The 24,999-nt window shown below is 63.9% G+C and carries 22 protein-coding genes; 13 read left to right on the forward strand and 9 right to left on the reverse strand.

Going from position 1 to position 24,999, the window contains the following annotated elements; translation table 11 throughout:
- The first annotated feature begins 20 nt into the window (after positions 1–20).
- The 9 genes from rpmG (at position 21) to OW493_RS11935 (ending at position 9,440) form a co-directional block, all read left to right on the forward strand.
- The gene (gene rpmG / locus OW493_RS11895; protein ID WP_016417370.1) at positions 21–176 is read left to right on the forward strand and encodes a 50S ribosomal protein L33; all 156 of its coding nucleotides are present in this window, start codon (positions 21–23) and stop codon (positions 174–176) included.
- A 155-nt stretch (positions 177–331) separates the two neighbouring features.
- A complete protein-coding gene (gene mutM, locus OW493_RS11900; protein ID WP_289864287.1) occupies positions 332–1,147 on the forward strand; it encodes a bifunctional DNA-formamidopyrimidine glycosylase/DNA-(apurinic or apyrimidinic site) lyase in 816 nt (271 codons plus the stop codon).
- A gap of 150 nt (positions 1,148–1,297) precedes the next feature.
- Complete coding sequence (locus OW493_RS11905) at positions 1,298–2,497, forward strand: class I SAM-dependent rRNA methyltransferase (RefSeq protein WP_205700541.1); 1,200 nt, start codon at positions 1,298–1,300, stop codon at positions 2,495–2,497.
- Between the two features lie 132 nt (positions 2,498–2,629).
- Positions 2,630–2,986, forward strand: a complete 357-nt coding sequence (locus OW493_RS11910) for a DUF2007 domain-containing protein (RefSeq protein ID WP_077377775.1) — start codon at positions 2,630–2,632, stop codon at positions 2,984–2,986.
- Positions 2,983–3,498: a thioesterase family protein gene (locus OW493_RS11915; RefSeq protein WP_289864288.1), complete on the forward strand. Its 516-nt coding sequence runs from the start codon at positions 2,983–2,985 to the stop codon at positions 3,496–3,498. Before OW493_RS11910 ends, OW493_RS11915 begins: the two co-directional genes overlap by 4 nt.
- Before the next feature lie 143 nt (positions 3,499–3,641).
- Entirely contained in the window at positions 3,642–4,763 is a 1,122-nt protein-coding gene (gene ald, locus OW493_RS11920; RefSeq protein WP_077377781.1) for an alanine dehydrogenase, read from the forward strand.
- Positions 4,764–4,980: 217 nt separating this feature from the next.
- On the forward strand, positions 4,981–5,994 hold the full coding sequence (locus OW493_RS11925; protein WP_289864289.1) for a tryptophan--tRNA ligase: 1,014 nt from the start codon (positions 4,981–4,983) through the stop codon (positions 5,992–5,994).
- A gap of 211 nt (positions 5,995–6,205) precedes the next feature.
- Positions 6,206–7,450, forward strand: a complete 1,245-nt coding sequence (locus OW493_RS11930) for a YeeE/YedE family protein (RefSeq protein WP_191237721.1) — start codon at positions 6,206–6,208, stop codon at positions 7,448–7,450.
- Between the two features lie 310 nt (positions 7,451–7,760).
- Entirely contained in the window at positions 7,761–9,440 is a 1,680-nt protein-coding gene (locus OW493_RS11935) for an NAD-dependent malic enzyme (RefSeq protein ID WP_077377790.1), read from the forward strand.
- Between the two features lie 146 nt (positions 9,441–9,586).
- Here the strand turns inward: OW493_RS11935 and acnA are convergent, their stop codons facing one another.
- Complete coding sequence (acnA, locus tag OW493_RS11940; protein WP_289864290.1) at positions 9,587–12,331, reverse strand: aconitate hydratase AcnA; 2,745 nt, start codon at positions 12,329–12,331, stop codon at positions 9,587–9,589.
- A gap of 346 nt (positions 12,332–12,677) precedes the next feature.
- Between acnA and OW493_RS17235 the strand changes: the two genes are divergently transcribed.
- The 3 genes from OW493_RS17235 to trxB all read left to right on the forward strand — a co-directional run bounded on the left by OW493_RS17235 (position 12,678) and on the right by trxB (position 15,234).
- Complete coding sequence (locus OW493_RS17235; protein ID WP_347882132.1) at positions 12,678–13,034, forward strand: CPXCG motif-containing cysteine-rich protein; 357 nt, start codon at positions 12,678–12,680, stop codon at positions 13,032–13,034.
- Positions 13,035–13,327: 293 nt separating this feature from the next.
- Complete coding sequence (locus tag OW493_RS11950) at positions 13,328–13,930, forward strand: peroxiredoxin (protein WP_065392448.1); 603 nt, start codon at positions 13,328–13,330, stop codon at positions 13,928–13,930.
- A gap of 347 nt (positions 13,931–14,277) precedes the next feature.
- Positions 14,278–15,234 (forward strand): thioredoxin-disulfide reductase, encoded by a 957-nt coding sequence (trxB, locus tag OW493_RS11955; protein WP_077377802.1) that lies wholly within the window; start codon positions 14,278–14,280, stop codon positions 15,232–15,234.
- Between the two features lie 122 nt (positions 15,235–15,356).
- On the opposite strand, the gene OW493_RS11960 is transcribed toward trxB, so the two are convergent.
- Complete coding sequence (locus tag OW493_RS11960; RefSeq protein WP_077377805.1) at positions 15,357–15,614, reverse strand: SlyX family protein; 258 nt, start codon at positions 15,612–15,614, stop codon at positions 15,357–15,359.
- 498 nt (positions 15,615–16,112) lie between these two features.
- Between OW493_RS11960 and OW493_RS11965 the strand changes: the two genes are divergently transcribed.
- Entirely contained in the window at positions 16,113–16,577 is a 465-nt protein-coding gene (locus OW493_RS11965; protein WP_077377808.1) for a cold-shock protein, read from the forward strand.
- Positions 16,578–16,677: 100 nt separating this feature from the next.
- On the opposite strand, the gene OW493_RS11970 is transcribed toward OW493_RS11965, so the two are convergent.
- The 7 genes from OW493_RS11970 to map all read right to left on the reverse strand — a co-directional run bounded on the left by OW493_RS11970 (position 16,678) and on the right by map (position 24,830).
- Positions 16,678–17,091 (reverse strand): hypothetical protein, encoded by a 414-nt coding sequence (locus OW493_RS11970; RefSeq protein WP_084207814.1) that lies wholly within the window; start codon positions 17,089–17,091, stop codon positions 16,678–16,680.
- Positions 17,088–18,284, reverse strand: coding sequence for a succinyl-diaminopimelate desuccinylase (dapE, locus tag OW493_RS11975; protein WP_084209577.1), 1,197 nt, complete (start codon positions 18,282–18,284; stop codon positions 17,088–17,090). Before dapE ends, OW493_RS11970 begins: the two co-directional genes overlap by 4 nt.
- Before the next feature lie 156 nt (positions 18,285–18,440).
- Positions 18,441–19,466, reverse strand: coding sequence for a 2,3,4,5-tetrahydropyridine-2,6-dicarboxylate N-succinyltransferase (gene dapD, locus OW493_RS11980; protein WP_289864291.1), 1,026 nt, complete (start codon positions 19,464–19,466; stop codon positions 18,441–18,443).
- Between the two features lie 40 nt (positions 19,467–19,506).
- On the reverse strand, positions 19,507–19,908 hold the full coding sequence (locus tag OW493_RS11985; protein ID WP_333781925.1) for an arsenate reductase: 402 nt from the start codon (positions 19,906–19,908) through the stop codon (positions 19,507–19,509).
- 39 nt (positions 19,909–19,947) lie between these two features.
- A complete protein-coding gene (gene dapC / locus OW493_RS11990; RefSeq protein WP_289864292.1) occupies positions 19,948–21,147 on the reverse strand; it encodes a succinyldiaminopimelate transaminase in 1,200 nt (399 codons plus the stop codon).
- Between the two features lie 174 nt (positions 21,148–21,321).
- On the reverse strand, positions 21,322–24,033 hold the full coding sequence (locus OW493_RS11995; RefSeq protein WP_136939612.1) for a [protein-PII] uridylyltransferase: 2,712 nt from the start codon (positions 24,031–24,033) through the stop codon (positions 21,322–21,324).
- Positions 24,034–24,038: 5 nt separating this feature from the next.
- Positions 24,039–24,830, reverse strand: a complete 792-nt coding sequence (gene map / locus OW493_RS12000; RefSeq protein ID WP_077378170.1) for a type I methionyl aminopeptidase — start codon at positions 24,828–24,830, stop codon at positions 24,039–24,041.
- Positions 24,831–24,999: the final 169 nt, after the last annotated feature.

A 24,999-nucleotide genomic window follows, 5' to 3' on the forward strand; every position in this document is an offset into this window, starting at 1 on the left:
ACTGTGGAAGGAAACTGAAAATGCGTGACAAGATCAAGTTGGTGTCAAGTGCCGGTACTGGCCACTTCTACACCACCGACAAGAACAAGCGTAACACTCCGGACAAGCTTGAATTCAAGAAGTACGATCCGGTCGTTCGCAAGCACGTGATGTACAAGGAAGCCAAGATCAAGTGATCTTGTCTCCCGCCAGCGTGCTGTCGGAACCCTCGAAAACCCGGTCCTGACCGGGTTTTCGAGTATCTGGATGTCGGAGTTCCGGCATCCTGCAACAGGGTGGCGGCTTCTGTCGTCACCCTGTTGTGCGTCTGGCGGTCAGTCGAGGAGGAAGCATGCCCGAATTACCGGAAGTCGAGACGACTCGCCGTGGTATCGCACCATTGGTCGAGGGCCAGGAGGTCACCGAGGTGATCGTGCGTCAGCCACGGCTGCGCACGCCAGTACCGAGTGAGCTGGCGGAGTGGCTGGTGGGGCAGCGTTTTGGTGAGCTCTCGCGCCGTGCCAAGTACCTGCTGTTGCCGATCGCCGATGGCCACCTGCTCTGGCATCTGGGCATGTCCGGCAGTCTGAGGCTGGTACCCCTCGGCACGCCGCCCCGTACGCATGACCATGTCGATGTAGTGCTGGGCAATGGCCAGGTGTTGCGCTATCACGACCCGCGTCGCTTCGGTTTCGTCGACTTCGTGCGCGGTGACCCGCACGCTGACACACGTCTGGCGAGGCTCGGGCCGGAGCCCTTGTCGGACGCCTTCACCGGTGAGCTTCTCTTCGCGCGCTCGCGCAAGCGACGCGTGGCGATCAAGCCTTTCCTGATGGACAACGCCAATGTGGTCGGCGTGGGCAACATCTACGCCAGTGAGGCGCTCTTCATGGCTGGCATCGACCCGCGTCGTCCGGCGGGGGAGACCTCTCTGGAGGAATATGAGCGCCTCGCCGAGGCCTCGCGCAGCGTGCTGGCGGCTGCCATCGAGCAAGGCGGTACCACCTTGCGTGATTTCGTCGGTGGTGATGGCAAGCCCGGCTACTTCGCCCAGCGCCTCAACGTCTATGGGCGAGGGGGCGAGCCCTGCCGTGAGTGTGGCCATGAGATCATGAGCTTGGTGCTCGGGCAGCGTGCCAGCTGCTTCTGCCCTCATTGCCAGAGCTAGTGCCGTTCGTGCCGGCACGGGTCAGACATGTCTCGCTGGCCCTTGATGATCACTTGACCGGAGGCTCCGTGACCGGGGCCGCCATGACGACTAGAATGGCCCCATTCGGGCGCGCCCTGTCGTCGTCCTGTCCCTTTCCCTGTCTTATGGATGATTCCCGTGACTGAACGTCTGCGCCTGAAGAAGAATGCTGATCGCCGCCTCAAGGCTGGCCATCTGTGGCTGTACTCCAATGAAGTCGATACCGTCGCGACGCCGCTCAAGAACTTCGAACCGGGCGCCCAGGCGATCATCGAGGCCAGCAACGGCCGCGCGATGGGCGTTGCCTACGTCAACCCGAACTCGCTGATCTGCGCGCGTATCGTCTCGCGCAACCCGGAACAGCGTCTGGACCGCTCGCTGCTGGTGCATCGCTTCAACCAGGCGCTGTCGCTGCGCGAGAGCCTCTATGACAAGCCGTTCTACCGTCTGGTCCACGGCGAGGGCGACCTGCTGCCGGGTCTGATCGTCGATCGCTTCGGCGACGTGCTGGTCTGCCAGCTCAACACCTTCGGCATGGAGCGTCTGGCGGAAGTGATCGTCGATGCGCTCTTGAAGGTCGTCAAGCCGACCGCCATCGTGTTCAAGAACGATTCCAGCGGTCGCCGTCAGGAACAGCTCGAGCGCAACGTCGAAGTCGTCTATGGCGAGCTGCCGGAAAGCGTGCTGCTGGAAGAGAATGGTGTCCAGTTCAGCGCGCCGGTACTGGATGGCCAGAAGACCGGCTGGTTCTATGATCACCGCGACAACCGTGCCTGGCTGAATCGTCAGGTGGCAGGCAAGCGCGTGCTGGACCTGTTCAGCTACGTCGGTGGCTGGGGGGTGCAGGCGGCGGCGCATGGCGCCAGCGAAGTGCTGTGTGTCGACGCCTCCGGTGCGGCACTTGAGCGAGTCTCGGGCAACGCCGTGCTCAACGGTGTCGAGGATCGCGTCTCCATCGCGGAGTCGGATGTCTTCGAGGCACTGACGGCCCTGCGCGCGGAAGGCGAGCAGTTCGACGTCATCATCGCGGATCCGCCCGCCTTCATCCGCAAGCGCAAGGACATCACCAATGGTGAGCGTGCCTATGCACGCCTCAACCGTGAAGCCATGCGCCTGCTGGGCCGCGACGGTCTGCTGATGTCCGGCTCCTGCTCCATGCATCTGGCGCCGGAGCGCCTGATGGATGTGGTGCGCGGCGCCGTGCGTCACCAGGACCGCCACGGTCAGGTCATCTTCCAGGGCCATCAGGCCAGCGACCACCCGGTGCACCCGTCCATCCCCGAGACCTCCTACCTCAAGGCGCTCGGTGTGCGGGTCTATCGCGACTGAGATCGAGTCTCGGGTCGCGATCGGGATCGCGAGCGATGAACGTGTCCTTTGGCACGAACGACAACGCCGCCCTTTGGGGCGGCGTTGTCGTTGATGGCTTCCGTAGCGCCCGGACTCTGATAGTCTGACGGCATGTATCGACGACTGACATCCCATCACAATCTCGTGCTGCTGGATCACTGGCGCAACCTTCTGGAAAGCGAAGGTATCCCGTGCGAGCTGCGCAACCGTCTGCTGGGTTCGGCAGCCGGGGAGTTGCCCGTCAACGATTGCGAGCCGCAATTGTGGGTTGCCGAGCACAATCTCGCCCGCGCTCGCCAGCTGCTGGCGCATATCGAGGCCGCGCCTGCGCAGCCGGATTGGCAGTGCGCCTGCGGGGAGCGCCTCGAAGGCAGCTTCAGTGAATGCTGGTCCTGCGGTGCCAGTGCGCCCATGCGTGATGATGCAGGGCCCCGCGAGCAGGATGACGACACGGAGTTCGTGGCATGACGGACGTACAGGCATCGGAGACCGTCATCGGCAACACGGCCCCCTTGCGGGAAACCTGTGAAGGGTGGGCGCTGCCGTCTCCCTTCCTGCTGCCGATCGCGGTAAGTGTCGAGGCGCTGGATGGCTATGGCCATGTCAACAATGCCGAATACGTGCGCTGGCTGGAGAGAATCAGCTGGGCGCATTCCGAAGCGTTGGGGCTGGGCCTTGAACACTATCGTGCCCAGGATCGTGGCATGGCGGTGCATCGTCACGAGATCGACTATCTGGCCAGCGCACGGCTTGGCGATTCGCTGATGCTGGCCACCTGGCTGGTGGCGTGCGATGGCCGCCTGAGCCTGACGCGCCGCTTTCAGCTGCGTCGTTGCTCGGATGGCCTGACGCTGTTGGAGGCGCGCACGCGCTTCGTCTGCATCGAACTCTCGAGTGGGCGAGCCAGACGCATGCCCGAGGCTTACCGTGAATGCTATTCGGCGGCGCTGGTGAGCGAGGATGCTGTCAGCCAACGATGATTCCCTGCATTCCACTGCATTGCTGTCGTGTTTTGGTGAATCTTGCTGGCATCTGATTGGCGCGACGCTGACGAGTCTGCTGTGCTTGTAGGAGGTGTCGAGATGACATCGCCGTATTCCGCCAGCAGTGCAAGGAGCTCGTCATGCAGATCGCCGTGCCGAAGGAAATCAAGAACCACGAATACCGTGTCGCTCTGACGCCCGCCGGGGTGCGAGAGCTGATTGCCCATGGCCATGACGTCATCGTCGAGCGTGGTGCGGGTGAGGGCAGTGGGTTCAGTGACGCCGAGTACCAGGGGGTCGGGGCTCGTCTTGAATCGGATGTCGAGCAGGTCTTTCGTGAGGCCGAGCTGATACTCAAGGTCAAGGAGCCTCAGCCGGCCGAGGTGGCACGTCTCACCAGCGGCCAGACATTGTTCACCTACCTGCATCTGGCCGCCGCCCGTGAGCTGACCGAAAGCCTGCTGGATAGCGGGGTGACCGCGATTGCCTACGAGACCATCACCGACACCGCCGGTGGTCTGCCGCTGCTGGCGCCCATGAGTCGCGTTGCCGGGCGCATGGCGATCCAGGCCGGCGCGCATGCGCTGGAGAAGGCGCAAGGCGGGATGGGGGTGCTGTTGCCCGGTGTGCCTGGCGTGCCACCGGCGCGGGTCACGGTGATCGGCGGCGGCGTGGTGGGGGAGAACGCGGCGCGCATGGCGCTGGGGCTGGGCGCCGAGGTGGTGATTCTCGATACGTCATTGAACCGCCTCGAGACGCTGGATCACCGCTATCAGGGACAGATTCGTACGGTCTATTCGACATCCGAGGCGCTGGATGAGGCGGTACGCCATTCGGCATTGATCATCGGGGCCGTGCTCGTGCCCGGTGCCGCGGCTCCCAAGCTGATCCGTCGCGAGCATCTGCGCAACATGATGCCCGGTGCGGTGCTGGTGGATGTCGCGATCGACCAGGGCGGATGTTTCGAGACCAGTCGCGCCACGACCCATGCGGAACCGACCTATCTCGTCGATGGTGTCGTGCATTATTGCGTGGCCAACATGCCGGGGGCCGTGGCACGTACCTCGACCCAGGCACTTACCAGCGCGACGCTGCCTTATGTGGTGAAGCTCGCCAATGGCGGCTATCGCAAGGTATTGCGGGAAGATCGTCACTTCGCGGCAGGCCTCAACGTGCATGCCGGCCAGCTGACGATTGCGGAAGTCGGCGCTGCCTTCGGCATGCCGGTGATCTCGCTGGAAGATGCCCTGGCAAAGGGCTGACACCTGCCGGCGGGTACATGGCGTGCATGGGGCGCTGGTCGTCTGTCCGGCCCTTACGAAGGCCATGCCCCTCAGGGTAAGATGAGCGCAATGCAGCGGCAGGACATGGCGGGTTCATCGCATCGTGATGCGCGCCGTCGTGCCCTGTCGTGATTCATTGTGAGCAGGTCCCGCCAAGTGGCACGCTCCCCGACTCAGACGCCCAAGAAGTGCATCCATGACCAAGACCCGCGTTCTTACCGGCATCACGACCACCGGCACCCCTCACCTCGGCAACTATGTCGGCGCCATCAAGCCCGCCATCGAGGCCAGCCAGGACCCGACGGTCCAGTCCTTCTATTTCCTCGCCGATTTCCATGCTCTGATCAAGTGTCAGGACCCGAAGCGCGTGCAGGAATCCCGCCGTGAGATCGCCGCCACCTGGCTGGCGCTGGGGCTGGACACCGACAACGCCATCTTCTATCGCCAGTCGGATGTGCCGGAGATTCCGGAGCTGATGTGGTTGCTCAACTGTGTCTGCGCCAAGGGCCTGATGAACCGTGCGCATGCCTACAAGGGCGCCGTGGCCGAGAATGAAGAGAGCGGTATCGAGGATCTCGATCGCGGCATCAGCATGGGTCTGTTCAGCTATCCGGTGCTGATGGCGGCGGACATCCTGATGTTCAATGCCCACAAGGTGCCGGTGGGGCGTGACCAGATCCAGCATATCGAGATGGCGCGCGATATGGCCGGGCGCTTCAACCACCTCTTCAAGGGCAACTACTTCACCATGCCCGAGGCGGTGACCGACGAGAAATCCCAGCTGCTGCTGGGCCTCGATGGCCGCAAGATGTCCAAGAGCTACAACAACACCATTCCGCTGTTCGGCACCGAGAAGCAGCTGCTCAAGAGCGTGCGCAAGATCAAGACCAATTCGCTGGAGCCGGGGGAGCCGAAGGACCCGGATACCTGTTCGCTGTTCCAGATCTATTCAGCCTTCGCCACCGAGGCGGAAGTCGCCGCCATGCGTGAGCAGTACGCCGCCGGCATTGGCTGGGGCGATGCCAAGAATCAGCTGTTCGAATACCTGAACGACCATCTCAAGGCGCCGCGTGAGCGTTACGTCGAGCTGATGGAAGATCCGGCACATGTCGAAGCCATCCTCAAGCGTGGTGCCGAGCGTGCGCGCGATGAGGCCGCGCCGATGATGGAGCGCCTGCGTCGTGCCGTCGGTCTGGGCAACTTCGTGTAATCTCGAGGACACCCCGCACAGCCCGGCACCAGACGCCCGCCATCGCTTTCGATGGCGGGCGTCGTCGTCTGGGAGGTGAGCTGACGGGGGTGACTTATATTCCATGGCGGAATGGATGGCGTGCTGAAAATTCGTTCACAGCTATAAGGCAACGCGTTAGGCTTGCCGCATTGATGAACGCGACATGACGACTTCGTTCAAGGAGCAAGACATGAGTCACGATGCGATACCCGGCAAGGCCAGCCAGTCCGGCCTGCCGACGACCGCCATCAACCCGAAGGCCATTCTGGCCGGAGGCTTGCTGGTGGTGGCTGCCATCCTGCTGGGGATGGTGTCCGGCTGGCGCCAGGGCTTGCTGCTGCTGGTGGGGGGCGCGCTGGGCGTGGTGCTCTACCACGCGGCCTTCGGCTTCACCTCCGCCTGGCGAGTCTTCATCACCGAGCGCCGAGGACGCGGCCTGCGTGCCCAGATGCTGATGCTGGCGATCGCCGTGGTGCTGTTCTTCCCGGTATTGGCCTCGGGCAGCCTGTGGGGGCAGGAGGTCTCCGGCTTCGTCTCGCCGCTGGGTATCTCGGTGGTGGTCGGTGCCTTCCTGTTCGGGCTCGGCATGCAGCTGGGCGGCGGCTGCGCCTCGGGCACGCTGTTCACCGTCGGTGGCGGCAATGCGCGCATGGTGATCACCCTGATCTTCTTCTGCGTCGGCTCGGTGATCGGCACCGCGCACTTCAGCTGGTGGCAGAGCCTGCCGTCGCTGCCCGCCGTCTCGCTGGTGGACAGCTTCGGCGCGCTGGGTGGCATCATCGTCAGCCTGGTGCTGTTCGCCATCATCGTGGTGGTGACACGCACGCTGGAGAAGCGCCGTCACGGTGAGCTCGAGAAGGCCACCGTGACCGACAGTCAGCCGCGTGGTCTGTCACGCTTTCTGCGTGGTCCCTGGCCGCTGCTGGCGGGTGCCGTGGCGCTGGCGCTGCTCAACTTCGTGACGCTGGCGCTGGCCGGTCGCCCGTGGGGCATCACCTCGGCCTTCGCGCTGTGGGGCACCAAGGCCTACACCGCGCTGGGCTTCGATGTCAGTGACTGGGGCTACTGGCAGGCGGCGGGCAATGCCAAGGCACTGGCTGCACCGCTCTATCAAGACATCACCACGGTGATGAACATCGGTATCGTGGTGGGGGCGCTGGCGGCGGCACTGCTGGCCGGCAAGTTCGCGCCGAAGTGGAACATTCCGCTGCGCTCGGTGGTGGCTGCCGTGCTGGGTGGTCTGCTGCTGGGCTATGGTGCGCGCCTGGCCTTCGGCTGCAACATCGGTGCCTACTTCGGTGGCATCTCCTCCGGCAGCCTGCATGGCTGGCTGTGGCTGGTGATGGCCTTCGCCGGCAACATGCTGGGCGTGAAGCTGCGCCCGTTCTTCGCGCTTGCGCCGCGCAAGCCGGCATCGCGTGCCGATCTGGCCTGAGCCATTCCCCGCACGTGACCGAGAACGCCTCGCTCCTTCCCCGTCAGGGGGATGAGCGGGGCGTTTCTCGTCATGCAGCACCCTTGTCTGCGCAACGCACGCCGACCCTGCACAGGCTGCCGGAGATAGCACTGCGCGTGCTATCATCATGCCTTGTTCGCACGTGGAAACTGCACGTCGAAAGGTCCCTCGGACGCCCGGTTGCCAGCAGGTCTTCTGCGGTGCTTCAGCGGGCATGCTGCGCGTGTCTGCCGGCATGCCAGAAGCTTGCCGAGCGTGAGGTCGTCCCCACTGATTCAAGAGTCTCGCCATGACGGATACTTCCAAGCGCGCCCTGTACGTTCCCTACGCCGGCCCGAGCCTGCTCGAGATGCCGCTGCTCAACAAGGGCAGCGCCTTCAGCCTCGAGGAGCGTGTCAGCTTCAATCTGATGGGCCTGCTGCCGCAGAATGTCGAGAGCATCGAAGAGCAGGTCGCGCGCGTCTACAGCCAGTATCAGCAGTGCGCCACCGACCTCGACAAGCACATCCTGTTGCGCTCGGTGCAGGACGACAACGAGACCCTGTTCTTCCGCGTGATCGAGGAGCACCTCGAGGAGATGATGCCGATCATCTACACCCCGACCGTCGGTCAGGCGTGCGAGGAGTTCTCCAACATCTACCGCAACCACCGCGGCCTGTTCATCTCCTACCCGGACCGCGAGCACATGGATGACATCCTGCGCTCCGCGACCAAGGACAACGTCAAGGTCATCGTCGTCACCGATGGCGAGCGTATCCTGGGGCTGGGCGATCAGGGCATCGGCGGCATGGGCATCCCCATCGGCAAGCTGTCGCTGTACACCGCCTGTGGCGGCATCAGCCCGGCCTACACCCTGCCGATCTCGCTGGATCTGGGCACCAACAACCAGAAGCTGCTCGACGACCCGCGCTACATGGGCTGGCGTCACGAGCGCGTCACCGGTGATGACTACAACGCCTTCGTGGCCGAGTTCATCACTGCCGTGAAGCGTCGCTGGCCGAAGGCCATGATCCAGTTCGAGGACTTCGCGCAGGCCAACGCCATGCCGCTGCTCGAGCGTTACCGCGATGAAGTCTGCTGCTTCAACGACGACATCCAGGGCACCGCCTCCGTCGTGGTCGCGACCCTGATGGCGGCCTGCAAGGCCAAGGGCGAGAAGCTCTCCGATCAGCGCGTGACCTTCCTGGGTGCCGGCAGCGCCGGTTGTGGCATCGCCGAGATGATCGTGGTGGCGATGGTCAAGGAAGGCATGGACGAGGCCGAGGCCCGCAAGCGTGTCTTCATGGTCGATCGCTTCGGCCTGCTGACCAGCGACATGGAAGGCCTCTACGACTTCCAGAGCCGTCTGGCTCACGACGTCGAAAGCGTGGCCGACTTTGGTGACCGCGGCCTGCTGGATGTGGTCAAGGCCGCCAGGCCGAGCGTGCTGATCGGTGTATCCGGCCAGCGTGGCCTGTTCAGCGAAGACGTGATCCGTGCCGTGCAGGCCGGTTGCGAGAGCCCGCTGGTGATGCCGCTGTCCAACCCGACCTCACGCGTCGAAGCGACACCGGCGGAAGTCATCGAGTGGACCGACGGCAAGGCACTGGTTGCCACCGGCAGCCCGTTCGCGCCGGTCGAGCACAACGGCCACACCCACGCGATTGCCCAGTGCAACAATGCCTACATCTTCCCGGGCATCGGTCTGGGTGTGCTGGCATCCAGCGCCTCACGCATCACCGACAACATGCTGATGGCCGCGGCCAATGCGCTGGCCAACAACGCCCCGATCGTCCTGAAGGGCGAGGGCGCGCTGCTGCCGTCACTGGGCGACATCCAGGACATCAGCCGTCAGATCGCCTTCGATGTAGCACGTCAGGCTCAGGCCGACGGCGTGGCGCTGACCTCCAGCGATGAGATCATCCAGGCCAACATCGAGAAGAACTTCTGGCAGCCGCGTTACCGCGCCTACCGTCGCAAGGCGTTCTGATCGCGCCTGCGCCGTCAGTGAGCGCATGAAGTAGATTGCCTGAAACAGGTTGCCTGAAACAGAGTGTGCAAATGAAGAAGCCCCCGCAGGCCATGCCTGCGGGGGCTTTTGTATTGCGGTCAGCGCTGCGGTCAGCGGCTGGCGGGTTACAGCATGCCGCGCAGCACGTAGTGGAGGATGCCGCCGTGGCGGTAGTACTCCAGCTCGTTGTCGGTATCGATGCGGCACAGCGCCTCGATCTTCTGCGCACCCTTGTCGCTCTTGAAGGTGACCTGGACCTTGCCGCCGGCCGTCAGGTCATTCAGACCGCTGATGCTGATTTCCTCATCACCGGTCAGGCCGAGAGACTGGCGACTCTCGCCTTCAGGGAACTGCAGCGGCACCACGCCCATGCCGATCAGGTTGGAGCGGTGGATGCGCTCATAGGACTCGGCAATCACCGCACGTACGCCCAGCAGCAGGGTGCCCTTGGCGGCCCAGTCACGTGAGGAGCCGGTGCCGTACTCCTTGCCCGCGACCACCACCAGTGGCGTGCCTTCCTCGGCATACTTCATGGCGGCATCGTAGATGGCCATCTGCTCGCCGGAGGGCACGTGGCGTGTCTCGCCGCCCTCGACGCCATCGAGCATCTCGTTGCGGATACGCACGTTGGCGAAGGTGCCGCGCATCATCACCTCATGGTTGCCGCGACGTGAGCCATAGGAGTTGAAGTCCTTGACCTCGACACCGTTCTCCTTGAGGTAGCGACCCGCCGGGCTGTCCGGCTTGATGGCACCGGCCGGTGAGATGTGGTCAGTGGTCACCGAGTCGCCGAGCATGGCCAGCACGCGAGCGTTCTCGACGTCCTGCACGGCCTTTGGCTCGCGCTCCATGCCTTCGAAGAACGGCGGATGCTGGATGTAGGTGGAATCCTTCCACTCATACACCTCGGCTTCCGGTACCTCGATGGCCTGCCAGGTCTCGTCGCCGTCGAAGACTTCAGCGTACTCCTTGCGGTACATCTCGGTGCGTACCTGTTCGACGGCCGTGGCGATTTCCGCCTGGGTGGGCCAGATGTCCTTGAGGAAGACATCGTTGCCGTCGTTGTCCTTGCCCAGCGGCTCCTTGGAGAGGTCGGTGCGCACGGTGCCGGCGAGGGCGTAGGCCACCACCAGGGGCGGTGACGCCAGCCAGTTGGTGCGGACGTTGGGATGCACGCGACCCTCGAAGTTGCGGTTGCCCGACAGCACCGAGGCGACCGTCAGGTCACGCTCGTTGATGGCGGCTTCGACAGGGTCCGGCAGCGGGCCGGAGTTGCCGATGCAGGTCGTGCAGCCATAACCGACCAGATTGAAGCCCAGCTCGTTGAGGTCATCCTGAACCCCCGCCGAGGCGAGATAGTCGGTGACGACCTTGGAACCCGGTGCCAGAGAGGTCTTGACCCATGGCTTGGTGCGCAGGCCTTTCTCGCGCGCCTTGCGGGCCACCAGGCCTGCCGCCAGCATCACGCTGGGGTTGGAGGTGTTGGTGCAGGACGTGATGGCGGCGATGACCACGTCCCCGTGATCGAGACGGAAGGTCTCGCCGTCCAGCTCGCTGTAGTCGGTATCCTTCTCGTAGCTCTGCTCGACATCGACGGCGGTCTGGCCACCCTCGGACAGCCATTTGCCGTCCTCGACCGCGGGAATCTGACCCAGCTGGTCATCGAGGATCTTCTCGAAGGTCTGCTTGATGTCGGTGAGCGCGACGCGATCCTGCGGACGCTTGGGGCCGGCCAGAGAGGCGACGACCTCACCCATGTCCAGCTCCAGGGTGTCGGAGAAGATCGGCTCATGGCCCGGCTCACGCCACAGACCCTGCTCCTTGGCATAGGCTTCGACCAGCGCGACCTGTTCATCGGAGCGGCCGGACAGACGCATGTAGTTGAGCGTCTCGTCATCCAGCGGGAAGAAGCCGCAGGTGGCACCATATTCCGGCGCCATGTTGGCGATGGTCGCGCGGTCCGCCAGTGGCAGGTCGTCCAGGCCATCACCGTAGAACTCGACGAACTTGCCGACCACGCCACGGCTTCTCAGCATCTGGGTGACGGTCAGTACCAGGTCCGTCGCGGTGATGCCTTCGTTGAGCTTGCCGGTCAGCTTGAAGCCGACCACTTCCGGAATCAGCATCGAGACCGGCTGGCCGAGCATCGCGGCTTCCGCCTCGATCCCGCCGACACCCCAGCCCAGCACGCCCAGGCCATTGATCATGGTGGTGTGGGAGTCGGTGCCGACCAGGGTGTCAGGGTAGGCGAGCGTCTTGCCATCTTCCTCGCGGGTGAAGACGGCGCGCCCCAGGTACTCGAGATTCACCTGGTGACAGATGCCGGTACCCGGCGGGACGACGGAGAAGTTGTCGAAGGCCTGCTGGCCCCAGCGCAGAAACTCGTAACGCTCGCGGTTGCGCTCCATCTCGATACGCACGTTGTCCTTGAAGGCGCTTGGGTCGCCGTAGTGATCCACCATCACCGAGTGGTCGATGACCAGATCCACCGGGGTCAGCGGATTGACCTTCTCGGGGTTCGCGCCCAGTGTCTTGACGGCGTCACGCATGGAGGCCAGGTCGACGACGCCGGGCACACCGGTGAAATCCTGCATCAGCACCCGGGCCGGGCGATAACCGATCTCATGAGTGCTGGAGGCGGTCTTCTGCCAGTCGGCCAGCGCCTTGATGTCGTCCTTGGTGGCAGTGTCACCATCCTCGAAGCGCAGCTGGTTCTCCAGCAACACCTTGAGCGTGAAGGGCAGTCGCGTCAGGTCGCCAAGCGACTCGGCGGCCTTCTTGAGCGAGTAGTAGTAATATTGCCTGTCTCCGACCTGCAGTTCGGAGAGGGTATTGAGCGAATCCAGTGACTGAGAGCGCTGGGAACCCATGATTCTCCTCCTTGTCGTTGTCTTCACCGGCCAGACTGCTGATGTGTCATCCAACAGGTGCGTCAGGTGCCTTGGCCGGCTGCGACGCGTCGCCTGAGAGCGACTGCCAAATCGCGGGATACTGCCTATATAAGGCTATGGTCATCATCTGACCGGAATTCAAGCGCCTGCTTGCTTGAGGATAGTGCGCAGTGAGGAACCCCGCGTCGCGTTCGCTGCCATAGAGACGGATGAGAGACATCGTGAGGGAGGTGAGCATGGCGCTCATGGCTCGTGGACTGTCAGCCGCTGGCAAGGCCTTCGCCGCGATCAATCGCATCTCTCACATGACATGACGGAGGTTGGCATGAGTGATCAAGGGCGTGAGCCGGGTGAGTTGCCGGAAGATGACGAGGTACTGGATGCTGCCGTCGAGCAGTGGCTGGCGGAGCATTCCTCGGGGCAGTCCGATGAGTGGCCGGGACATGAGCTGCTCGAGGACAAGCATGAAGGTGTGACCAGTGAGGCGCTGCATGAGGCGGAAATCAACTGCCCCTACTGTGACACGCCCTTCACGGTGTTCCTGGATCTGGACGAGGGCAGTCTGACCAACATCATCGACTGCGAGCGCTGCTGTCAGCCGATTCAGGTGCGCCAGCAGGTGGACCCCGCCAGTGGTGAGCTGGACGGCCTGGATATCGGCCAGGACGATGACGTGCTCTGACCTCGGGGGGCGATCTCAGACGCGATCTCAGGTGCCCTGATTCAGCGCATCTGCCCCGAATCGCGCCGCAAGAGCGAGAATCCCGAGCAGTGCACAGGAGATACTGTATTCTGTTTCAGAGGTCACTTATGATTCCGGCGCAGCAGGCATCGTCATCGAGCTTTCATAGGCAAACTCTATGATGGTGATTGCGCCAAACATTTGGCATCTGCCACCTGAGGCGATTAGTCTGTGTGGCGATTCATCACGAAGGCGGCTTTGCGCCTTCCATCATCATTTCTCAGGAGATCACCATGAGCGTATTGGTCGGACGTCAGGCCCCGGATTTCGAAGCCGCAGCTGTGCTGGGCGACGGTACCATCGTCGACAACTACAAGCTGTCTGATTCCAACGGCAAGCTGCGTGTGCTGTTCTTCTGGCCGCTGGACTTCACCTTCGTTTGCCCGTCTGAAATCATCGCCCACGACAACCGTCTGGCGAAGTTCAAGGAACTCGGCGTTGAAGTCATCGGTGTTTCCATCGATTCCCAGTTCACTCACCACGCATGGCGCAAGACCTCTCCGGACGCTGGCGGCATCGGTGAAGTCGGCTTCCCGATCGTGGCTGACGTCAAGCACGAAATCGTGCAGGCCTTCGGTGTCGAGCACCCGGAAGCTGGCGTCGCACTGCGCGCGTCCTTCCTGATCGACGAAGACGGTGTCGTTCAGCACCAGGTCGTCAACAACCTGCCGCTGGGCCGCAACGTCGACGAGATGGTCCGCATGGTCAAGGCCCTGCAGTTCCACCAGACCAACGGCGAAGTCTGCCCGGCAGGCTGGGAAGAAGGTCAGGAAGGCATGAAGGACACCGCTGAAGGTGTCGCCAAGTACCTGGCAGGTCACTCCAGCAGCCTGTAAGTCGCTGCCTGGTCGCGATCAGCCGCGTCATCGCTGACTGATCGAGCGTCCGCCTTTCGACACCCTCCCATGAGTGGCTCGACTGGCAGGCGAACCGGAAGCCGTCGCCCCTGGCGGCGGCTTCCGTGTATCTGAGGCTAGCGTCATAAGCTTCTGCGATGCCGGTCTGAGCGCAGTGCTGAAAGCTCGGCGCGTCTGCGCTAATCTGCGCAGTCCCTGTTCACCATCCACTCCGTGTCCTGAGCCATGCCGATCGCAGGCGCTGTCCGCATCGCTCAGTACATAGATCATCAGTCGTCACCCGGCGTCTGGTGAATTTTCCGCCTTCATCTGTCCTGAGGTCATCCATGAGCAATGTCCGTCACGAACGTCTGATCATCCTCGGTTCCGGCCCGGCGGGTTACACCGCTGCCGTCTATGCCGCGCGTGCCAACCTCAAGCCGCTGCTGATCACCGGCATGCAGATGGGTGGCCAGCTGACCACCACCACCGATGTCGACAACTGGCCGGGCGATGATGCCGGCGTGCAGGGACCGGAGTTGATGGAGCGCATGCGCCGTCACGCTGAGCGCTTCGAGACCGAAGTCCTGTTCGATCACATCAACGAAGTGACTCTCGGCGAGCGTCCGTTCCTGCTCAAGGGTGACAACGGCAGCTACAGCTGTGATGCACTGATCATCGCCACCGGTGCCAGTGCACAGTATCTGGGACTGCCGAGCGAGCAGCAGTTCATGGGCCAGGGCGTCTCGGCCTGCGCGACCTGTGATGGTTTCTTCTATCGCAATCAGGAAGTCGTGGTGGTCGGTGGCGGCAACACCGCGGTCGAGGAAGCGCTGTACCTGTCCAACATCGCCTCCAAGGTCACCCTGGTGCACCGTCGCGACAGCCTGCGCGCCGAGAAGATTCTGCAGGACAAGCTGTTCGACAAGGTCGAGAACGGCAACATGGCGGTGGAATGGCATCACACGCTGGATGAGGTGCTGGGTGACAACTCCGGCGTCACCGGCGTGCGTCTGCGTCATGTCGAGAGTGGCGCCACCAAGGAGCTGAGCTCGATGGGGGTGTTCATCGCCATCGGCCATCGTCCGAATACCAGCCTGTTCGAAGGCCAGCTGGAGATGCAGGGCGGCTATCTCAAGGTCCAGTCCGGCCTGGAAGGCAATGCCACCCAGACCAGCATCCCCGGTGTCTATGCCTGTGGTGACGTGATGGATCACGTCTATCGCCAGGCGATCACCTCTGCCGGTACTGGCTGCATGGCGGCGCTGGACGCCGAGCGCTATCTGGATGGTCTGACTGCCTGAATGGCCTGACCCTCCGCGCTCGCGTCTCCTGACAAGCCGTCAGGGAGGCACGCACAAGAACGGCCCCGTGGCATGCGCTGCGGGGCCGTTCTGCGTTTTGATCACAGGTGCCAGTGCTCGCTTCAGTAGTGAGGAGGAAGCTCATCGGCAGGCGACAGTGAGTCGGTCTGTGTCCGTTCACTGCCAGATTCGCGCAATTGGCGCAGCTGCGCGCTCATCAGCGCGGTGAGGCGCTCGAGCGTCTCTATCTGGCGTTGCTGGGCAATCACGGTGCGATCCAGCGTCTCCAGCCAGTCATCCTGGTGGGCCAGGCGGCTTTCGAGCGCTTCCAGGCGTGCTTCCAGCCGAGCATCGCCGGGGAGATCGGTCGGGGTCGACATGCGCTATGAACTCCTGAAGAGAGGTGTCAGTCCCGGTGGGCGAGTCAGTGGCGTGAGGATATCACCAGCCACAAGCGGACCGACAAGGGTTGAGGGAGGCACGTGGTGGCATCAGACGCATTCTGGTGAGGCGTGTTAGACTGATATCGGTGTGTTCTGCCTTCTTTTCGCGCAGTGCACCTGTTGACGGCACCTGCCAGTTTCGCCTCTGGCACTGACATGGCTGCCGGTTCCATCGACTGATGTGGGGAGACTCGCATCACGAGCCACGACGTGGCCAGGCTGACACCGAGTGTCAGTGACAGCCACGGGCATCGCCGTGAGGCGTTGCGTTCAGGCAGAGGTCCGACGACTGACGGTCGCATCGCGTGTCGTCATCCTCCCGGATTCTGCCCTTGCTGCGGCGTCTGGCAGAACATTCTGATATGGATCATCTGAAGTACCCCCTTCTGCCTTGTCGCGTTCCACCTTAATCCATTGCTTAGAGAGTTTATCTTGATGAGTTCCAAATCGTTCTTCCGTTGTTTCATCATCAGTCTGTTGCTGGCATTGCCGGCACCGTTGCTGATTGCCGTCTTCATCACCCTGACCGGCGGCGAGCTGGCCGACACGCTGTCCACTGCACTCAGCGTCGAGGGCTTTGAACTGGCCTACGCCGCTGCTGCCGTCGCCGTCTTCATTCTGCTGCTGGTCGCCACCCTGGCCATTCCGGTGCTGACACCGCGTTCCGCGGCGCTGGCCGAAGTCGAGGACGACGATCGTGAGATCGGCGAGGTCAAGTGGTTCAACGTCAACAAGGGCTATGGCTTCGTGACCCGCGAGAGCGGTGAAGATGTCTTCGTGCACTTCCGTGCCATCCGTGGCAAGGGCCATCGCACGCTGGCCGAAGGTCAGAAGGTGCGTTACCACGTCATCAGCAATGAGCGTGGCCTGCAGGCGGATGACGTGACGGTCATCACCTGATCGCTGACTCGCTCAGTGAAAGACGACAACGCCCCGCAGGCTAGCCTGCGGGGCGTTGTCGTTCATGGCCTGCACATTGGGGTGACGAGCGTCGCGTCACTCAGCCCTGGTCTGGCCAGGTGAAGGCCTCTTCGCTGCCATCGGCCATGACGCGGAAGAAGCGGTCCGGCTCATCACCTGGCTGCCAGCTACCCAGCGAGCAGCGCGCCTCGACCTGCAGCCCTCGGGCGGCGGCGCGAGCACAGTCGACATCACGTGCCCAGGGAGTGCTGGCGCTGTCGAACCACAGGCTGGCGAACCCGTCAGCGACTTTCTCCACGACCAGTACCGCGATCTCGGCGCCGTCACGCGTGAGGCGGGTCCGGTGCTGCAGCTTGCCGGCCGGCTGGAAGACGACGACCTGCCCGAACTGCTCGCCCAGCCAGGCACCGAGCGCTTCCAGGCTCAAGGGCTTGAGGTAGATCTCGATGTCCGGGTATTGCTCATCGGCGTCAGTGTGCGGGGTGTCGCTCATGCCGTGGTCTCTCGGGTCGCGGGGACAAACAGGTATTCCAGGATGTGCTCGTAGGCGCTGGAGAGCTGGTCCAGATCGCTGGCCATGACGCGTTCATCGATCTTGTGGATGGTCGCGTTGACCGGCCCCAGCTCGACGACCTGGGTGCCGAGCGTGGCGATGAAGCGTCCGTCCGAGGTGCCGCCGGAGGTGGACAGTACCGGCTTGCGTCCCAGCGCGCGTTCCACGCCGTGCACGGCGGCATCGACCAGCGCGCCTTCCGGTGTCAGGAAGGGCTCGCCGCTCAGGTTCCACTCGATCTCGACGTCCAGCCCGTGCTTCTCGAGGATCTCGTAGGTGCGACGCTTGAGGTCATCGGCGGTCAGCTCGGTGGAATAGCGGAAGTTGAACACCACTTCCAGCTCGCCGGGGATGACGTTGGTCGCGCCGGTACCGCCACGGATGTTGGAAATCTGGAAGCTGGTCGCCGGGAAGAAGTCGTTGCCGTCGTCCCAGTGTTCAGCGGCCATGGCGGCCAGTGCCGGGGCAGCCTCGTGGATCGGGTTGCGTGCCAGGTGCGGATAGGCCACGTGGCCCTGCACGCCTTTCACGTGCATGACGGCGCCGAGCGAGCCGCGACGGCCATTCTTGATCACGTCACCGGCGTAGTCGGTGGAGGACGGCTCGCCGACGATGCAGTAATCCAGGCGTTCGTGGTGCTCGCGCAGATACTCGACCACCGCGCGGGTACCGTGAACCGCCGGGCCTTCCTCATCGGAGGTGATCAGGAAGGCGATGCGGCCTTCGTGGTCCGGGTTGGCGGTCACGAAGCGCTCGGTGGCGGTCAGCATCGCGGCCAGCGAGCCCTTCATGTCGGCGGCACCACGGCCACACAGGAAGCCGGCGTCATCGATGCACGGTGAGAACGGCGGATACTGCCAGTTGGCTTCCGGGCCGGTGGGCACGACATCGGTGTGGCCGGCGAAGGCCAGTACCGGACCATGATGACCGCGTACTGCCCAGAAATTCTCGACATCACCGAAGGGCAGGCGGGTGATCGTGAAGCCAAGTGCCTCGAGACGGTCGATCATCAGGGCCTGGCAGTCCAGATCATCCGGTGTGACGGAAGGGCGCTCGATCAGGTCGAAGGCCAGTTCCAGCGTCGGCGAGAGATTGCTGGGGCGTGACGGAAGCGGTGCGTGTGAATCAGTCATCATGGGCCATCGCTGCAGGCGTTGCCGCGAGGAGCGGCAACGCGAAATTCGGGGGAGACGAAATGTCTTCGTGCCGGCTCGAGCATCGCTGCCCGAGCCGGAAGATGCCGCGGCTACCTGCTGGCTCACTTGCCTGACAGGCAGCCGTCGCGCGCCTCAGTTGTGGGCGTGCAGGGCATCATTGAGCGCGATGGCGCTCTTGTTGGTGAGGCATTCCACGCGACCGGTGATGGAGTTGCGACGCAGCAGCAGGTCATCCTGGTTCGCCAGCTCACGTGCCGCGACGGTCTCGACTTCCTTGCCTTCATTGTCGAAGACCATGACCTTGGTGCCGGCGGTGATGTAGAGGCCAGCTTCCACGGTGCAGCGATCGCCCAGCGGGATGCCGATGCCGGCATTGGCGCCGATCAGGCAGCCTTCGCCGACCTTGATGATGATGTTGCCGCCACCGGACAGGGTGCCCATGGTGGAGCAGCCACCGCCCAGGTCGGAGCCCTTGCCGACGAAGACGCCCGCAGCGATACGGCCTTCGACCATGCCCGGGCCTTCGGTGCCGGCATTGAAGTTGCAGAAGCCTTCGTGCATCACGGTGGTGCCTTCGCCCAGGTAGGCACCCAGACGCACACGTGAGGTATCGGCGACACGGATGCCGGTCGGCACCACGTAGTCGGTCATCTTCGGGAACTTGTCGACGCAGTCCACGGACAGCGTGCGACCTTCCAGGCGGGCCTTGAGACGACGCGCCGGCAGCTCCTCGATGTCGATGGCGCCTTCGCTGGTCCAGGCGACATTCTTGAGCAGACCGAACATGCCGGTCAGGTCGATGCCATGCGGACGCACCATGCGGTGGGACAGCAGGTGCAGCTTGAGGTAGACCTCCGGCACGCTCTGCGGTGCGGCATCTTCCTCGAGGAACATCGCGACCAGCGGGCGCTGGGAGCTGGCCAGGCTTTCGGCCAGTTCGGCCTGGGCGCTGTCGCCGGCGTCGCGCAGGGCGCTTGCCAGGGCGGCACAGTGCTCCGGCAGGAAGCTGGTGGCAGTGGTGCCGGCCGGTGCGTCCAGTGCCTTGCGAGCGGCGTCAGCAACGGCAGCGGTCGGCTTGAACAGCGGGGCAGGATAGTAGACTTCCAGCCAGTCGCCGGTGGTGTTCTGGGTGCCGATTCCGAGGGCAAGGCTCAACATCGTGTCAATCTCCGGGGTGTCCAGTGGTGTAAGAGGTAACTCAGTCCTGCGGTTCGTAGACCGCCTTGTCATAGCCGATCACCAGATCCACCTCGTCCTCGGCCGGATGGCGTTCGAGGATAGGGCGCTTGATCAGGGTCGGGTGCTCCAGCATCAGTGCGCGTGCCGAGTTGGCATCGAGGCTGTCACGTTGTTCATCGCTCAGGTTGCGCCAGCTGGTGCTGCGCTTGTTGAGCAGGTTGCTCCAGGCGGTCTGCTCCAGCCAGGATTCCAGCAGGCTGGCGGAGAGGCCATCCTCACGCAGGTCATGCCAGCGGTAGGGCACGCCCCGGCCATCGAGGGCGCGGCGCGCCTTGCGGCAGGTATCGCAGGTCTTGATGCCGTAGAGCACGTGCATGGCGGTCTCCTTGAGCCAATCCGCCTCGCCGGGCGGGGCTGTCATCCAGTATTGGGCTGCTGTCAGCCCGTGCAGGCCTGGCGCTCAGCGCAGGCGTTCGACGAAGCGACGCAGGCGCCGGGCGGCTTCGACGGTCTGTTCCAGTTCGGCCACCAGCGCCAGACGAATGCGTCCGGCGCCCGGATTCACGCCGTCCACCTCACGCGCCATGTAGCTTGCCGGCAGCACGCCGACGGCCTCTTCACGCAGCAGCTCGCGGGTGAAGGCGGCGTCATCCCCGCTCGGCACGGCCGGGTAGAGATAGAAGCTGGCTTCCGGGGTCGGGAAGTCCATCACCGGCGCGAGGATCTCGGTCACGGCGGCAAACTTCTCGCGGTAGGCGTCGCGATTGGCCAGCACGTGGGCTTCATCGTTCCAGGCGGCGATGGAGGCGTGCTGGTGGTGCAGCGGCATCGCGCAGCCGTGATAGGTGCGGTAGTGACGGAAGCGACGGATCACCTCGCCATCGCCGGCCACGAAGCCGGAGCGCAGGCCCGGCAGGTTGGAGCGCTTGGACAGCGAGTGGAAGACCACGCAGCGCGCGTAGTCATCGCGACCCATGGCGGCACAGGCTTGCAGCAGGCCCGGCGGCGGTGTGGCTTCGTCGAGGTAAAGCTCTGAATAGCACTCGTCGGAGGCGATCAGGAAGTCGTGCTCGTCAGCGAGGCGAATCAGCTGCTGGAAGTCGGCCAGCGGCGTCACCGCGCCAGTGGGGTTGCCCGGCGAGCAGACGAAGACGATCTGGGTGTCACGCCATACCTCGGCCGGCACCGCGGCGTAGTCGGGGCGGAAGCCGTTCTCGGCGGGGCAGGGCAGGTAGGTGACCTCGCCGCCGGCCAGCAGCGTCGCGCCTTCGTAGATCTGATAGAAGGGGTTCGGCACCAGTACGCGCGCCGGACGCGTGCTGTCCAGCGAGGCCTGGATGAAGGCGAACAGTGCCTCGCGGGTGCCGGTGACCGGCAGGACCTGCTGGTCGATATCCGGGGTGGCGTTGAGCGAGAAGCGCTTCTCCAGCCAGCTGGCGATCGCGGAGCGCAATTCCGGCAGGCCGCCGGTGGCGGGATACTTGGCCACGCCCATGATGTGCTCGCGCAGGGTGTCGAGCACGAACTCGGGCGGCGCGTGACGCGGCTCGCCGATGGTCAGCGCAATCGGGTCCAGAGCGGGGTTGGGGACGACGCCCTCGCGCAGCTTGGCCAGGGTTTCAAACGGGTAGGGCTTGAGCTGGTCGAGATCCGGGTTCATGCACGTTCCATGGGTGATGGCCGTGGCAGCCAGGCTGCCGGCCGAGCAGGAAGGAAGGCGTCCGCGAGTCCGCCGGACTGCCATGCAGGTCGACTCGCGATTATAGGGAAGGCGGCCGGTCCCCTCAATCGCGGGGTGCCGGCGGCCTCTCGCTGTTCATGCCTGCGCGACGCGTCAGCCGCGCTCGCCGACCTGGAGCACTTCGGTCAGGGCATCACGCAGGCGCGTCTGGCGCTCTGGGTCGGTGATCGGCTCACCGGCGCGGTCGGTGATGAAGAAGATATCCTCGACGCGCTCGCCCAGGGTGACGATCTTGGCGGCATCGATGGCGATCTCGTGCTCCATGAACACGCGGCCGATGCGCGCCAGCAGACCCGGGCGGTCAGAGGCGATCACTTCCAGCACGCTGCGGCCATTGGTGTAGTCCTGGCTGAGCGTGATGCGTGGCGCGATGCGGAAATGCTTGAGCTGACGCGGCGTATGGCGATTGACGATCACCGAGTAGTCATCCGGATCATCCAGCTCTTCGACCAGATGGGTGCGGATGTCGGCGAGACGTGCGGCATCGCGGATCGGCTCACCGTCGTCATCGAGCAGGATGAAGGTGTTGAGCGTCCAGTTGTGGCTCGAGGTGGCGATGCGTGCATCGTGGATCGAGAGCCCCAGTTGCTCCAGTGCCGCCGCCGTGGCGGCAAACAGGTTGTCCACCGAGCGGGTATGGATGAAGACCTTGGTGCCGCCTTCGGTCATCTCTTCGGTGGGTGCACTGGTCAGCACCAGCGGCAGAGGTTCGCCATGCTCGTCCAGCTGGGGCGATGCCTGACGTGCCAGGATGCCCTGGGTGTGCCAGGCCACCTCGCTGGGCGCGTAGCGTACGAAGTAGTCGTCACCGAGGCTGGCCCACAGCGCTTCGGCGTCGCTGCGTGAGGTGCCCATGCCGGCCAGCAGTGACAGGGCTTCCTCGCGGGTCTCGGCGATCCATTCGTGGCGTTCCGGCGGATGCTCCAGGCCCCGTCGCAGCGCCCGGCGCGTCTCCATGTGCAGCTGACGCAGCAGCGCCGCTCGCCAGCCATTCCACAGCGAGGGGTTGGTGGCATTGATGTCGGCCACCGTCAGCACGTAGAGGTAGTCGAGATGCGTCTCGTCGCCGACGATCTCGGCGAAGCGCGTGATGATCTCGGGGTCGGCGATGTCCTGCTTCTGTGCGGTCATCGACATCAGCAGATGGTGGCGCACCAGCCAGCTCAGGGTGCGAGTGTCGCGCTGGCTGAGATCATGACGGCGGGCGAAGTCCTCGATTTCCAGTGCGCCGATCTCGGAGTGATCGCCGCCGCGTCCCTTGCCGATGTCATGATAGAGCCCCGCGATCCACAGCAATTCCAGCTTGGGCAGTTCACGGATCAAGGCGGCGGCGACGGGGAATTCCTCTTCCGCGTCAGGGGCGCGGAATTCCTGGGCGACCTTGAGCAGACGCAGGGTGTGGGCATCGACGGTGTAGACGTGGAACAGGTCATGCTGCATCAGGCCGACGGCACGACCGAAGGCCGGCAGGTACTTGCCGAGGATGCCGTAGCGCGCCATGCGCTTGAGGACGCGTGGCACGTTGCCGCCGGAGCGCATCAGCTCCATGAACAGGCTCTGGTGACGGACGTCGTCACGGAAGGCGTCATCGATCTGGTGACGATGATCACGCAGTGCGCGGATGGTGTCGGCGCGCACGCCCTCGATCTCGGGGTGCTGCGCCATGAGCAGGAACAGCTCCAGCAGCGCGGCGGGGCGACGGCGGAACACGCCTTCCTCGCGCAGGCTGATGTAGCCGCTGCGAATCTCGAAGCGCGGATTGAGCGGCACGATGTTGACCGGCTCGTCATGGCGCAGGATGGCCTCATCGAAGTGCTGCAGCAGCATGTCGTTGAGGCCCGCCAGGGCGGTGACGTGGCGATAGTAGCGCTTCATGAACTGCTCGACCGCCAGGTGCTCGGGCGTGTCCTGGAAGCCGAACAGCTCGGCGATGGTGCGCTGGTGGTCGAACAGCAGCCGGTCCTCGGCGCGCCCGGCCAGCATGTGCAGCGCGAAGCGCACCTGCCACAGGAAGGCCTGCCCCTGGCTTAGGATGCGCAGCTCGGCGTCATTCATGAAGCCCAGCTCGACGAGGTTGTCGTAGCGCTCGACCCCGAAGTGACGCTTGGCGACCCAGCCGATCATCTGGATATCGCGCAGGCCACCGGGGGATGACTTGATGTTGGGCTCGAGGTGATATTCGGTATTGGCGAACTTGTGGTGGCGAGCGATCTGCTCCTGCCACTTGGCCTCGAAGAAGGCCTCGGCCGGCCACAGATGGTCGGTACCCAGGCGCTCGCGCATGGCCTCGCGCAGCCGCTGCGGGCCGGCGATGACACGGGATTCCAGCAGGTTGGTGATCACGGTGACGTCGGCACGGGCCTCACGTTCGCAGTCACTCAGCGAGCGCACCGACTGGCCGATCTCGAGCCCGATGTCCCACAGGAAGGTGATGAAGGCGGACAGCGCCTCACGGTAGGGCATGTCATCGTCCTGCTCCAGCAACAGCAGCAGGTCGATGTCGGAGTGCGGGTGCAGCTCACCACGGCCATAGCCGCCCACGGCGAGCAGGGCGATGCCATCATCCGGCCAGGCCTGGCGTTGCCAGGCGATGGCCAGCAGGCGATCGATGGCGCGGGCTCGGCCATGGATGAGGTCGCGGATGTCGGCACCCGCCTTGAAGCGGGCCTCGAGACGCTCCTGTACCTGTGCCAGAGCCCGCTTGAACAGCGGGATGGGCGTCTTCGTCGTGGCCAGCTCGCCGTCGAAGGTGACGGCATCGTAGAGCGCTTCACGCTCGACGAAGTGGTAGTGGTGCAGGAGCATCGTGATCAACCCTCGAGGAAGGAGAGGTCCTCTTCCGTGCGACGTGTCAGCACCTCGACGCCGGTGGCGGTGACCAGCAGGGTATGCTCCCACTGCGCGGACAGGCTCTTGTCCTTGGTCACGGCTGTCCAGTCGTCCTTGAGTACCTTCACCTTGTAACCACCGACATTGACCATCGGCTCGATGGTCAGGCACATGCCTTCCAGGAGCTCGGCGTCGGCACGGGCTTCGTAGCCGTCATAGTGCAGCACCTGCGGGTCCTCATGGAAGCCGGCGCCGATACCGTGGCCGCAGAAGTCACGCACGACGCTGTAACCTGCCGCTTCGGCATGCTTCTGGATGGCGCGACCGATCTCGGAAAGACGCACGCCCGGGCGTACCAGCTCGATGCCCTTGTAGAGACATTCCTGGGTGATGCGGCACAGGCGCTCCGCCTGGATGGTCGGTTCCCCGACGATGTACATCTTCGAGGTGTCGCCGTGATAGCCGTCCTTGATCACGGTGATGTCGATGTTGAGGATGTCACCCTTCTTGAGCTTCTTGTTGTCATCGGGAATGCCGTGACAGACCACGTGATTGATCGAGGTGCAGATCGATTTCGGGAAGCCGTGGTAGTTGAGCGGTGCCGGAATGCAGCCCTGAACCTCGGTGATGTGGTGGTGAGCGATGCGATTGAGCTCGCCCGTGGTGACACCGGGACGGACGTGCTCGTCGAGCAGCTCCAGCACTTCAGCCGCCAGACGGCCGGCGACGCGCATCTTGTCGATTTCTTCAGCTGTCTTGATGGGAATGTTCATGAGGACTCGAGGCAGGAGATAAGAGGGATGAAACGCCGCCAGGCCGCGCGTGGCGGGGGAATGGCGCGACGCATCGCGTGCCGTGTCGGGCAGTCGCGACTTCATATCGTGGTCGAGCTATGGTATAAAGCCGCGCGCTTTCCTGCAAATTCTCCTCGATCGGCCACCT

Origin of the sequence: Cobetia sp. 14N.309.X.WAT.E.A4, assembly GCF_030397495.1 — a bacterium.
Lineage (GTDB): Bacteria > Pseudomonadota > Gammaproteobacteria > Pseudomonadales > Halomonadaceae > Cobetia > Cobetia marina.

Bases quoted from the DNA above. Each gene is read 5' to 3' on its own strand.
- mutM (WP_289864287.1), top strand. From the start codon at position 332: ATGCCCGAATTACCGGAAGTCGAGACGACTCGCCGTGGTATCGCACCA.
- OW493_RS11965 (WP_077377808.1), top strand. From the start codon at position 16,113: ATGAGTTCCAAATCGTTCTTCCGTTGTTTCATCATCAGTCTGTTGCTG.
- OW493_RS17235 (WP_347882132.1), top strand. From the start codon at position 12,678: ATGAGTGATCAAGGGCGTGAGCCGGGTGAGTTGCCGGAAGATGACGAG.
- trxB (WP_077377802.1), top strand. From the start codon at position 14,278: ATGAGCAATGTCCGTCACGAACGTCTGATCATCCTCGGTTCCGGCCCG.
- OW493_RS11985 (WP_333781925.1), bottom strand. From the start codon at position 19,908: ATGACAGCCCCGCCCGGCGAGGCGGATTGGCTCAAGGAGACCGCCATG.
- OW493_RS11905 (WP_205700541.1), top strand. From the start codon at position 1,298: ATGATTCCCGTGACTGAACGTCTGCGCCTGAAGAAGAATGCTGATCGC.
- OW493_RS11910 (WP_077377775.1), top strand. From the start codon at position 2,630: ATGTATCGACGACTGACATCCCATCACAATCTCGTGCTGCTGGATCAC.
- acnA (WP_289864290.1), bottom strand. From the start codon at position 12,331: ATGGGTTCCCAGCGCTCTCAGTCACTGGATTCGCTCAATACCCTCTCC.
- rpmG (WP_016417370.1), top strand. From the start codon at position 21: ATGCGTGACAAGATCAAGTTGGTGTCAAGTGCCGGTACTGGCCACTTC.
- OW493_RS11995 (WP_136939612.1), bottom strand. From the start codon at position 24,033: ATGCTCCTGCACCACTACCACTTCGTCGAGCGTGAAGCGCTCTACGAT.
- OW493_RS11950 (WP_065392448.1), top strand. From the start codon at position 13,328: ATGAGCGTATTGGTCGGACGTCAGGCCCCGGATTTCGAAGCCGCAGCT.
- OW493_RS11970 (WP_084207814.1), bottom strand. From the start codon at position 17,091: ATGAGCGACACCCCGCACACTGACGCCGATGAGCAATACCCGGACATC.
- OW493_RS11915 (WP_289864288.1), top strand. From the start codon at position 2,983: ATGACGGACGTACAGGCATCGGAGACCGTCATCGGCAACACGGCCCCC.
- ald (WP_077377781.1), top strand. From the start codon at position 3,642: ATGCAGATCGCCGTGCCGAAGGAAATCAAGAACCACGAATACCGTGTC.
- OW493_RS11925 (WP_289864289.1), top strand. From the start codon at position 4,981: ATGACCAAGACCCGCGTTCTTACCGGCATCACGACCACCGGCACCCCT.
- map (WP_077378170.1), bottom strand. From the start codon at position 24,830: ATGAACATTCCCATCAAGACAGCTGAAGAAATCGACAAGATGCGCGTC.
- OW493_RS11935 (WP_077377790.1), top strand. From the start codon at position 7,761: ATGACGGATACTTCCAAGCGCGCCCTGTACGTTCCCTACGCCGGCCCG.
- OW493_RS11960 (WP_077377805.1), bottom strand. From the start codon at position 15,614: ATGTCGACCCCGACCGATCTCCCCGGCGATGCTCGGCTGGAAGCACGC.
- dapC (WP_289864292.1), bottom strand. From the start codon at position 21,147: ATGAACCCGGATCTCGACCAGCTCAAGCCCTACCCGTTTGAAACCCTG.
- dapE (WP_084209577.1), bottom strand. From the start codon at position 18,284: ATGACTGATTCACACGCACCGCTTCCGTCACGCCCCAGCAATCTCTCG.
- OW493_RS11930 (WP_191237721.1), top strand. From the start codon at position 6,206: ATGAGTCACGATGCGATACCCGGCAAGGCCAGCCAGTCCGGCCTGCCG.
- dapD (WP_289864291.1), bottom strand. From the start codon at position 19,466: ATGTTGAGCCTTGCCCTCGGAATCGGCACCCAGAACACCACCGGCGAC.